This window comes from Pseudoflavonifractor phocaeensis (assembly GCF_016901735.1).
In the GTDB taxonomy this organism is placed as follows: Bacteria; Bacillota; Clostridia; order Oscillospirales; family Oscillospiraceae; genus Pseudoflavonifractor_A.
Genome location: NZ_JACLZC010000032.1, coordinates 22,863 through 32,745, shown reverse-complemented (window position 1 = coordinate 32,745; position 9,883 = coordinate 22,863). Strand labels below are relative to the sequence as shown.

Genomic DNA, 9,883 nt, shown 5'->3' with positions numbered 1-9,883 from the left:
ACCCTGTCGGAGCTGGCCCAGACCCTCCTGACCGCCGGACGGGCCGACCCCGGGAGCGCCCGGGACGAGCTCATGCACACCATGGCCTGCAAGGCCGCCATCAAGGGGGGACAGAAAAACGACCCCCAGGAGCTTTTGCGGGTGGCCAAGGCGGTGATGAGCGGCGCGGTGCGCTGCTGTCCCCACGGCCGGCCGGTGGCCATCGAGCTGGAACGGCGGCAGCTGGAGCATCAATTCAAGCGCAGCTGACGGAAAAAGTCCGGACGGCGACAGGATGCGACGCCAAATATAGCACAAAATGGCTATGATGGAAACAGACCGGGGCCGCTCAGGCCCGAGAAAGAAAAAGGAGTGTTTCCGTTATGCCCAAGATCAACAATTTGCAGGACCTGTTTTTGTTCCGCGCCCGTCAGACCAAGGCCAATGTGACCGTGTTTTTGATGAACGGTTACCAGATCCGCGGTCAGATCACCGGGTTTGACGCCTTCGTGGTCATCGTCACCACCGACGGCAAACAGCAGGTCATTTATAAGCACGCCATATCCACCATTACGCCGGAGCATCCGGTGGACGTACATCCGGACGCTTCCGCCGTCCGGCGCAGAGGGGAAAGCGAGGCAAGACCGTAACCACGGGACCGCCTCCCTGCCCCGCCGTGGGAGGTCTCCATGAAGCAAGGAAAATCCATCAACCGAATCATTATGCTGGCGCTGCTGGCCGCCATCCTGGTCTATCTGGCGGCCACCGTGGCGGGCGCCCTCACCAATCCCTATAGCCTGGTGCAGTGCTATGCCGTCACTGTGGACGTGGCCCAGGAGGCCACCGGACTGCTGGTGCGGGAGGAGCAGGTGATCGCCGGCGACAGCAGCACCGCCGAGCTCCTCTACTCCGAGGGGGAGAAGGTGGCCAAGGGCGCTGCGGTGGCGGTGGTCTATCACAGCAGCGACGCCATTACCCGCGCCGCCCGCATCACCGCCCTGGAGCAGGAGATCACCCAGCTCCAGTACGCCCTGGACGCCACCGGCGCCGTCAGCGATAACGCCCAGCTCAACCGCCAGATCATCGACGCCATCACCGCCCTGAAGATTTCATCCTCCAGCGGCGACTTTACCCGCCTGGAGGACGAGGCCCTGGAGCTGCGCACCCTCATCTATCAGCGGGCCGACGCCTACGGGCAGGACGAGGGGGGCGTGGAGGCCATGCAGAGCCGGCTGAGCAGCGCCGCCGCCGAGTTAGCGGCCCTCCAGAGTCAGGCCAGCCAGGATACCACCTACATCACCGTGGACCGGCCGGGCATCTTTTCCGGCCTGGTGGACGGCTGGGAGAGCGTCGTTACGCCGGACATGCTCTCCGACATGAGCCCCAGCCGGCTGCTTGCCCTGGAAAACCAGCAGCCCGCTTCGGTCAGCGCCGTGGGCAAGCTCATCACCGACGACACCTGGTATTTCGTATGCAACCTGACCCAGGAGGCCGCGGAGGGCTTTTATACGGGCGGAAAGGTAACGGTCCGCTTTTCCCGGGACTGGGCCGGCGAGGTGGAGATGAAGGTGGAGCGCATCAGCGACCCGGAAAACGGACAGGTCACCCTGGTGCTGTCCACCGCCTACTTCCTCTCCGACACCACCCTCCTCCGCCGCCAGACGGTGGAGATCATGCAGGAGAGCATAGAGGGCATCCGGGTACCGGCCAACGCCGTCCGGGTCCTGACCAATGAGACCACCGACGAGGAGACAGGACAGACCACCCAGACCTATGTGACCGGCGTCTACGCTCTGGTGGGCACCCAGGCCGAGTTCAAGCCGGTGGATATCCTCTACCAGGACGACGGCTACTGCGTGGTGGCCACCGACACCGGCAGCAAGACCGCCTTGCGCTCCGGCGACCAGATCATTCTGGCCTCGGCCGAGATCTACGACGGGATGGTCATCGGGTGAGATAAGAAAAGATAAGAGATAGGGGGAAGCCGTATGGCGCTTGCGGAAAATATTGCGGCGGTGCGGGACAAGATCGCACAGGCGGCCCGGGAGGCGGGAAGAGACCCGGCGGAGATTACCCTGGTGGCCGCCACCAAGGTCCAGACGTCGGACACCATCCGGGCGGCCATTGCAGCCGGGATTACCGTCTGCGGGGAGAACCGGGTCCAGGAAATGACCGCCCACCTGGCGGACAACGCCTATGAGGGCGCCGCCCTCCATTTTATCGGACACTTGCAGACCAATAAGGTCAAATTCGTGGTGGGACGGGTGGATCTCATCGAATCGGTGGGGTCGGAGCACCTGCTGCTGGCCATTGAAAAGCAGGCCGAAAAAATGGGGCTGGTCCAGGATATTTTGCTGGAGGTCAACGTGGGCGGCGAGGAGAGCAAGAGCGGCGTGGCCCCCGCGGACCTGCCCGCCCTGGCCCGTCAGGCCGCCGCCCTGCACCACGTCCGTCTGCGGGGGCTGATGGCCATTCCGCCGGCGGCAAATATTCCCGGTGAAAATCAACCTTTTTTTGACAGAATGTATCAGCTTTTTGTTGACATAAGGGAAGAGATGGATAATAATAAAACTGTTATTGATTGCCTGTCCATGGGGATGAGCGGAGACTACCCCGATGCCGTTCGGGCCGGCGCCACCCTGGTGCGGGTGGGAACCGCCCTGTTTGGCCCAAGACCGCCCCTCCATCCCTGAGACCTGCATGAACATCCGTCTACGGTCGCCCCAAAAGACCGACTGAGATAATGATAGGAGGACACGAAACTATGGGACTGATTGACGAGATCAAACGCCTGGCCCGGCCCTATGAGGACGAGGACGCCGATACCGCCTTTGAGGACGAGTATGAGGACACCGGCCGCGGCGATTACAGCGACCGGCGGTCCAGCGACCGCAGCAAGTCTGCGCCCAAGAAGAGCGATACCCCCGCCTACGGCGGAGACAGCGACCGGCGCAGCAATAAGGTTCTCAATATCCACACCACCACCCAGCTCCAGGTGGTGCTGGTCAAGCCGGACCGCTTTGAGAATGCCGCCGAGATCGCCGACCACCTGCGGGAAAAGCGCACCGTGGTGCTGAACCTGGAGTCCACCAATAAGGACGTGGCCCGCCGCATCCTGGACTTCCTCTCCGGCGCCGCCTACGCCAACGACGGCAAGGTCAAGAAAGTCGCCCTCTCCACCTACATCATCACCCCCTACAATGTGGACATCCTGGGTGACCTGATCGACGAGCTGGAGAACAACGGTCTCTACTTCTGACCGATAAGCGGATTTTATTTCACCGAGAAATGAGGAATGCTGCATGATGACCCCTCAGGATGTCTCCAATCAGGTCTTTGCCAAGGCGACCTTTGGCGGATACAATATGGTCATGGTGGACGAATTCCTGGAAGTACTCACCGAGGACTATACCACCCTCTATAAAGATAACGCCGCGCTCAAAGCCAAGATAAAGGTACTGGTGGAGAGAGTAGAGGAATACCGGTCCACCGAGGACGCCATGCGCAAAACGCTGCTTGCCGCCCAGCGGATGGCCGAGGAGCAGGTGGCTCAGGCCGAGCGGCAGAAGGAAGAGATCCTGCGGGGCGTGGAGGAAGAGCTCCAGACCCGCCGGGACGCTCTGCTCAAAGAGATCGCCGCGCAGGAAGAGCGCCTGGCCGCCGCCAAGGAGTCCACCGCCGCCTATCTGGCCAAGCTCAAGGAACTCCACCACAGAGAGCTGGAGTATCTGGAGGGCCTGTCTATGATGGTTCCCAGCCCGGCGCCCGCCGCACCGGCGGCTCCCATTACGCCCATTCCCACCGCCGCCGCGCCCGCGCCGGAAGCGCCCGCCGCCTCCGCGGCCCAGCAGCAGGACCCGGCAACCAAGATCACCGTGGAGGTGCCTGTGGAGGACCGGAAGGAGGGCGGACTGTATGCCGAGCTTATGGAGCTCAACATGAGTCCCGCCGAGGGAGAGCGCCATAAGCGCCCCACCCGTCAGCCCATCGAGACCGAGACCGACGACCGGCCCCACTGGGATGACCCGGACGACACCGCCCCCACCAAGCGCATCGACTTCTCCAACCTCCAGTTCGGCCGGGAGTACGAGGTAAAGTAACGGTTTTTGCCGCCGGGACTTGACATTGCGCCGAAAAGCGCATAAGATAATGGCACCCTGTTTGACAGGTGCATAGAGCTACACGCACGGATGAGGACACGTTCCCCCGAACGCTGCCGCATACAGAGAGCCGCCGGTTTGGTGAAAGGCGGCGCGGCGCCCGGACGGAATATCCCCTCGGAGCGTCCCGCTGAACCCACAGTAAGCGGGGACGGCTGGCCCCGTTACCGGCCATTGAGCGGCCGCGTTTTTGCGCGGCAATGAGAGTGGTACCGCAGAGGTTAAAAAGGACCTTTGTCTCTTTGAGAGACAGGGGTCCTTTTTTTGCACCAAAAACCAACAAAGGAGTTTTGCACCCATGGATTACAATCAGACCGTCCATCTGCCCCAGACCGACTTCCCCATGCGGGCCGGCCTGCCCAAGCGGGAACCCGACATGTTAAAGGCCATGTACGACAACCGCCTCTATGAGAAGATGATCGCCCGCAACGAGGGCAAGCCCACCTTCGTCCTCCACGACGGCCCTCCCTACGCCAACGGCAACATCCACATCGGCACCGCCCTGAACAAGATCCTCAAGGACATCATCGTCAAAGAGAAGAACATGACCGGATTCTGCGCCCCCTATGTGCCCGGCTGGGATACCCACGGCCTGCCCATCGAGAGCGCCATTCTGCGGGACAAGAAGGTCAAGCGGGACGAGCTCACCACCAGCGAGTTCCGGGAAAAGTGCAAGGAGTACGCCCTGTCCTTTGTGGACAAGCAGAGAGAGCAGTTCAAGCGCCTGGGCGTGCTGGGCGAGTGGGATAACCCCTATCTGACCCTCACCCCCGACTTTGAGGCCAAGCAGGTGGAGGTCTTTGGCAAGATGGCCGAGCAGGGCTTCATCTACAAGGGCATGAAGCCGGTCTACTGGTGCCCCCACGACCAGACCGCCCTGGCGGAGGCGGAGATCGAGTATCAGGACGACCCCTGTACCACCATCTTTGTGAAATTTCCCGTCCGGGACGACAAGGCCAAGCTCTCCCAGTACGGCGATCTGTCCCAGATGTATTTCGTCATCTGGACCACCACCCCCTGGACCATTCCCGGCAACTTCGCCATCTGTCTGGGGGCCGACATCGACTATATCCTCCTCCAGGTCCCCAACGGCGAGATCTATATTCTGGCCGAGGCCCTGGCCCAGGGGGTGTGCAAGGCCGCCGGCATTGATTACAGCGCTTGCCGGGTGCTGGCCAACCTGAAGGGCAGCGAATTTGAGCTCATGACCGCCACCCATCCTCTCTTCGACCGGGAGAGCGTGATTCTCAACGGCGACCACGTCACCCTGGACGCCGGCACCGGCTGCGTCCACACCGCCCCCGGCTTCGGCGCCGAGGACTTCGCCATCTGCCAGCAGTACGACAAGGCCGGCCTCACCCACATCGGCGTGCCGGTGCCGGTGAACGCCAAGGGCGTCATGACCGACGAGAAGTACAACGGCCGCTACTACGCCGAGGCCAACGAGGCCATCCCCGGCGACCTGGCCGCCATGGGCGCCCTGCTGGCCAGCGAGAAGATCACCCACTCCTACCCCCACTGCTGGCGGTGCAAGAACCCCATCATCTACCGGGCCACCGAGCAGTGGTTCTGCTCCGTGGACGCCATCAAGCAGGCCGCCGTGGACGCCTGCGACACCATCCGGTGGAAGCCCGACTGGGGCAAGGAGCGCATGACCTCCATGATTACCGAGCGCAACGACTGGTGTATCTCCCGCCAGCGGGTGTGGGGCGTGCCCATCCCCATCTTCTACTGCGCCGAGTGCGGGCAGGACATCGTCACCCCCGAGACCATCGCCCATGTGGCCCAGCTCTTCCGGGAGCACGGCTCCAACGTGTGGTTTGACCAAGAGGCCGACCAGCTGGTCCCCGCCGGCCTCAAGTGCCCCAAGTGCGGCCACACCCACTTCACCAAGGAGACCGACATCATGGACGTGTGGTTCGACTCCGGCTCCACCCACGCCGCCGTGCTGGACGAGCGGGATTACCTCCACTTCCCCGCCGACGTGTACCTGGAGGGCGGCGACCAGTACCGGGGCTGGTTCCAGTCCTCCATGCTGACCTCCATCGCCACCAAGGGCGTGGCCCCCTACAAGCAGATCATCACCCACGGCTGGACCGTGGACGGCGAGGGCAAGGCCATGCACAAGTCCCTGGGCAACGCCGTGGGCCCCGAGGAGGTCATCAAGGATTACGGCGCCGATATGCTCCGCCTGTGGGTGGCCTCCGCCGACTACACCCAGGATATGCGCATCTCCAAGGACATCATGAAGCAGCTCTCCCAGGCCTATCTGAAGATCCGCAACACCGCCCGCTATATGCTGGGCAACCTGTGCGACTTCGACCCGGACACCGACGCGGTGCCCGTGGAGCAGATGGAGTCCCTGGACCGCTACGCCCTGGACCGGTACAACGCCCTGGTCAAGGCCGTGCGGGAGGCCTATGACCGCTACGAGTTCCACGGCGTCTACCGCGCGGTGTACAACTTCTGCGTCATCGACCTTTCCAACTTCTATCTGGATATCATCAAGGACCGCCTCTACTGCGGCGACGTGTTCACCCGCCGTTCCGCCCAGAGCGCCCTGTATGTCATCCTGGACGGCATGACCCGCCTCATCGCCCCCATCCTGGCCTTCACCTCCGACGAGATCTGGCACGCCATGCGCCACGCCAAGGATGTGGACGCTTCCAGCGTCCTCCTCAACGATATGCCCGCCGCCAACCAGGCCCTCACCCTCAACGAGGAGGAGGGCGCCAAGTGGAAGCGGCTGGTGTCTCTCCGCGACGCGGTGAACAAGGCCCTGGAGAACGCCCGGGCCGCCGGCGTCTTTAAGAAGGCCCAGGACACCGAGGTTACCCTGTCCGTGTCCGCCGCGGACGCCGCCTTCCTGGAGGGCGTGGATCTGGCCGCCCTGTGCATCGTGTCCAAGGTGGAGGTGACCACCGGCTCCATCGAGGGCGAGGAGAGCGGCGAGTGCCTGGTGCCCTGCACCATCGCCGTGCGCTTCTCCCAGGCCCCCAAGTGCCCCCGCTGCTGGAACCACAACGAGCACATCGGCACCGAGGGCCATCATGCCGAGCTGTGCGACCGCTGCGCCGCCGTGGTGGAAAGCAAGTAATTTCCCGTTTTGATGATACGAAAACCGCCGGACCGTTTTGAACGATCCGGCGGTTTTTTGCATGGTCGCCCGCGCCGGTTACCCCTCCTTCTGAAAGGCCAGCACCCGGAAGGAGGCGCGCACCGTGAGCCGGTCCAGCCCTTCCAGCCGGGCCACCCCCGCTTTGGGGGTTTTCCAGCAGTAGGGGGTCATGCGGAAGAGGGCCATCAGATCCTCGTGGTCGGTGATGGGGACGGTGTTTTCCACCTTTATCTCCCCCGATGTGGAAAACCCGGGGTAACGGATACTCTCCTCCGGGTTGGGATAGGGGGTGTCATACAAAACCGCCTTCAATTCCCACAGGTGGTCCGGGGCGGGCACCACATACAAAAGCCGTCCGCCCGGGCGGAGCACCCGCAGAAACTCCGCGGCCGCCATGGGGGAAAAGCAGTTGACGATCAGGCCGATGCTGCCGTCGGCCACCGGCAGATGGTAGGCCGAGGCCACGGCAAATTCCGTCTCTTTGTCCCGCCGGGCGGCGTGGCGGAGGGCGGCCTTGGAGAGATCAATGCCGGCGATTTCGGGCCCTTTGCCCGATTCCCGCAGGGCCCGGGCGATACCGGCGGTGTAATAGCCCTCGCCGCAGCCCGAGTCCAGGAGACGCACCCCCGGCGGGGAATGGCGCACGGCTTCCTCCTCCAGGGCCGCCCGGAGGGGCGCGTAATACCCCGCCGTCAGAAAGCGCACCCGGGCGGATACCATCTCCTTGTCGTCCCCCGGCGCTTTGGAGTGCTTCTGGTTGGGGGGCAGAAGATGGACGTAGCCCTCCCGGGCGATGTCATAGCTGTGGCCGGCGGGACAGCGGTATTGACGCCCCTCCCGGACCAGCGGCGACCGGCAGACGGGGCAGCGAAAAAGACTCATGGCGCATAAACTCCTTTTCGGCTTTTTTTCTCTATCATTTTACCGGAAGATATGGTATCATGTCTAGGATTGTAATCATTTTTTCAGATAAAAAAGGAGCTTGCATATGATCACCGTCTCTGACCTGACCTTGCAGTACAGCGGTCAGCCCCTCTTTTCCCATGTGGACCTCCAGTTCACCAAGGGAAACTGCTACGGCATCATCGGCGCCAACGGCGCGGGAAAATCCACCTTCCTGAAAATCCTCTCCGGCCAGCTGGAGCCCACCAAGGGCGAGGTCTCCATCCTGCCCAAGACCCGTATGTCGGTCCTCAAGCAAAACCAGAACGCCTATGACGCCTACAACGTGATGGACACCGTCATCATGGGCAACCAGCGCCTCTACGACATCGGCAAGGAGAAGGAGGCCCTCTACGCCAAGGAGGAGATGACCGAGGCCGACGGCATCCGGGCCTGTGAGCTGGAGGAGGAGTACGCCGAGCTGGGCGGCTGGGAGGCCGAGAGCGACGCCTCCCGTATCCTTCAGGGTCTGGGCATCGGCACCGAGTACCACTACAACGACATGGCCACCCTGGACGCCCGCCTCAAGGTGAAGGTGCTGCTGGCCCAGGCCCTCTTCGGCAATCCCGACATCCTCCTGCTGGACGAGCCCACCAACAACCTGGACATCAACGCCGTCAACTGGCTGGAGGACTTTTTGCTGGACTTCCAGGGCACCGTCATCGTGGTCAGCCACGACCGCCACTTCCTCAACACCATCTGCACCCACATTGTGGACATCGACTACAACAAGATCAAGCTCTATGTGGGCAACTACGACTTCTGGTACGAGTCCTCCCAGCTGGTGCAGTCCCTCATCAAGAACCAGAACAAGCGCAACGAGGAGAAGATCAAGGAATTGCAGGAGTTCATCTCCCGCTTCTCGGCCAACAAGTCCAAGAGCAAGCAGGCCACCGCCAGAAGAAAGCTGCTGGACAAGCTGACCGTGGAGGAGATGCCCGCCTCCTCCCGCCGCTATCCATGGGTGGCCTTCTCCCCCGAGCGGGAGGTGGGCAAGGACATCCTCTTTGTAAGCGACGTGTCCAAGACCATCGACGGCGTCAAGGTGCTGGACAAGGTGTCCTTCATCGTGAGCCACGACGACAAGATCGCCTTTGTGGGAGACAATGAAAACGCCCACACCGCCCTCTTCAAGATCCTCACCGGCGAGATGGAGCCCGACGAGGGCACCGTGAAGTGGGGCCAGACCGCCACCTTCTCCTACTTCCCCAAGGACAACAGCGCCTTCTTCGAGGGCCACGACGAGAACCTGGTGGAATGGCTGCGGGAGTTCTCCCCCGATCCCCATGAGAGCTATCTCCGGGGTTTCCTGGGCCGGATGCTCTTCTCGGGCGACGACGTCTACAAGAGCGTCAAGGTTCTCTCCGGCGGCGAAAAGGTGCGGTGTATGCTCTCCCGGATGATGCTCTCCGGGGCCAACGTGCTGCTGCTGGATCAGCCCACCAACCACCTGGACCTGGAGTCCATCACCGCGGTGAACAACGGCCTGTCGGCGGTGAAGTGCAACGTGCTCTTCTCCTCCCACGACCACCAGCTGGTGCAGACCGTGGCCAACCGTATCTTTGACTTTACCCCCGACGGCAAGCTCGTTGACCGCCGCATGACCTACGACGAGTACCTGGAGAGCCAGAGCGCCCAGTAAACGCCCCTTTGCGGTAAGCTTTTTTTGCCTATTGGGGCAAGC

General features: G+C 62.5%; 8 protein-coding genes, 1 pseudogene and 1 other annotated feature. Of the genes and pseudogenes, 8 read left to right on the top strand and 1 reads right to left on the bottom strand.

The features are described 5' to 3' along the window. The 7 genes and pseudogenes from H7U37_RS08510 to ileS all read left to right on the top strand — a co-directional run. Window positions 1-249, top strand: a pseudogene (locus H7U37_RS08510) (DNA mismatch repair endonuclease MutL); the annotation flags it as partial. A gap of 113 nt (window positions 250-362) precedes the next feature. Further along, window positions 363-629, top strand: coding sequence for an RNA chaperone Hfq (hfq, locus tag H7U37_RS08505; protein WP_204875102.1), 267 nt, complete (start codon window positions 363-365; stop codon window positions 627-629). Window positions 630-668: 39 nt separating this feature from the next. Then, on the top strand, window positions 669-1,934 hold the full coding sequence (locus H7U37_RS08500; RefSeq protein ID WP_204875100.1) for a biotin/lipoyl attachment domain-containing protein: 1,266 nt from the start codon (window positions 669-671) through the stop codon (window positions 1,932-1,934). A 33-nt stretch (window positions 1,935-1,967) separates the two neighbouring features. After that, the gene (locus H7U37_RS08495; RefSeq protein ID WP_204875098.1) at window positions 1,968-2,672 is read left to right on the top strand and encodes a YggS family pyridoxal phosphate-dependent enzyme; all 705 of its coding nucleotides are present in this window, start codon (window positions 1,968-1,970) and stop codon (window positions 2,670-2,672) included. Window positions 2,673-2,743: 71 nt separating this feature from the next. Beyond that, window positions 2,744-3,238, top strand: coding sequence for a cell division protein SepF (locus H7U37_RS08490; protein WP_204875096.1), 495 nt, complete (start codon window positions 2,744-2,746; stop codon window positions 3,236-3,238). Between the two features lie 43 nt (window positions 3,239-3,281). Then, the gene (locus tag H7U37_RS08485; protein ID WP_204875094.1) at window positions 3,282-4,079 is read left to right on the top strand and encodes a DivIVA domain-containing protein; all 798 of its coding nucleotides are present in this window, start codon (window positions 3,282-3,284) and stop codon (window positions 4,077-4,079) included. Window positions 4,080-4,157: 78 nt separating this feature from the next. Further along, window positions 4,158-4,384, top strand: a binding site (T-box leader). Between the two features lie 53 nt (window positions 4,385-4,437). After that, window positions 4,438-7,236: an isoleucine--tRNA ligase gene (gene ileS, locus H7U37_RS08480; protein WP_204875092.1), complete on the top strand. Its 2,799-nt coding sequence runs from the start codon at window positions 4,438-4,440 to the stop codon at window positions 7,234-7,236. A gap of 78 nt (window positions 7,237-7,314) precedes the next feature. Here ileS and H7U37_RS08475 read toward each other — a convergent pair whose 3' ends face one another. Continuing rightward, window positions 7,315-8,139 (bottom strand): putative RNA methyltransferase, encoded by an 825-nt coding sequence (locus tag H7U37_RS08475; protein WP_204875090.1) that lies wholly within the window; start codon window positions 8,137-8,139, stop codon window positions 7,315-7,317. A gap of 106 nt (window positions 8,140-8,245) precedes the next feature. Here H7U37_RS08475 and H7U37_RS08470 point away from each other — a divergent pair, with 106 nt between their 5' ends. After that, window positions 8,246-9,841: an ABC-F family ATP-binding cassette domain-containing protein gene (locus H7U37_RS08470; protein WP_204875088.1), complete on the top strand. Its 1,596-nt coding sequence runs from the start codon at window positions 8,246-8,248 to the stop codon at window positions 9,839-9,841. The last annotated feature ends 42 nt before the right edge of the window (window positions 9,842-9,883 follow it).

Excerpts from the sequence above, each read along its gene's own strand:
- H7U37_RS08475 (WP_204875090.1), bottom strand. The coding sequence starts at position 8,139 with ATGAGTCTTTTTCGCTGCCCCGTCTGCCGGTCGCCGCTGGTCCGGGAG.
- H7U37_RS08495 (WP_204875098.1), top strand. The coding sequence starts at position 1,968 with ATGGCGCTTGCGGAAAATATTGCGGCGGTGCGGGACAAGATCGCACAG.
- H7U37_RS08490 (WP_204875096.1), top strand. The coding sequence starts at position 2,744 with ATGGGACTGATTGACGAGATCAAACGCCTGGCCCGGCCCTATGAGGAC.
- H7U37_RS08500 (WP_204875100.1), top strand. The coding sequence starts at position 669 with ATGAAGCAAGGAAAATCCATCAACCGAATCATTATGCTGGCGCTGCTG.
- H7U37_RS08485 (WP_204875094.1), top strand. The coding sequence starts at position 3,282 with ATGATGACCCCTCAGGATGTCTCCAATCAGGTCTTTGCCAAGGCGACC.
- hfq (WP_204875102.1), top strand. The coding sequence starts at position 363 with ATGCCCAAGATCAACAATTTGCAGGACCTGTTTTTGTTCCGCGCCCGT.
- ileS (WP_204875092.1), top strand. The coding sequence starts at position 4,438 with ATGGATTACAATCAGACCGTCCATCTGCCCCAGACCGACTTCCCCATG.
- H7U37_RS08470 (WP_204875088.1), top strand. The coding sequence starts at position 8,246 with ATGATCACCGTCTCTGACCTGACCTTGCAGTACAGCGGTCAGCCCCTC.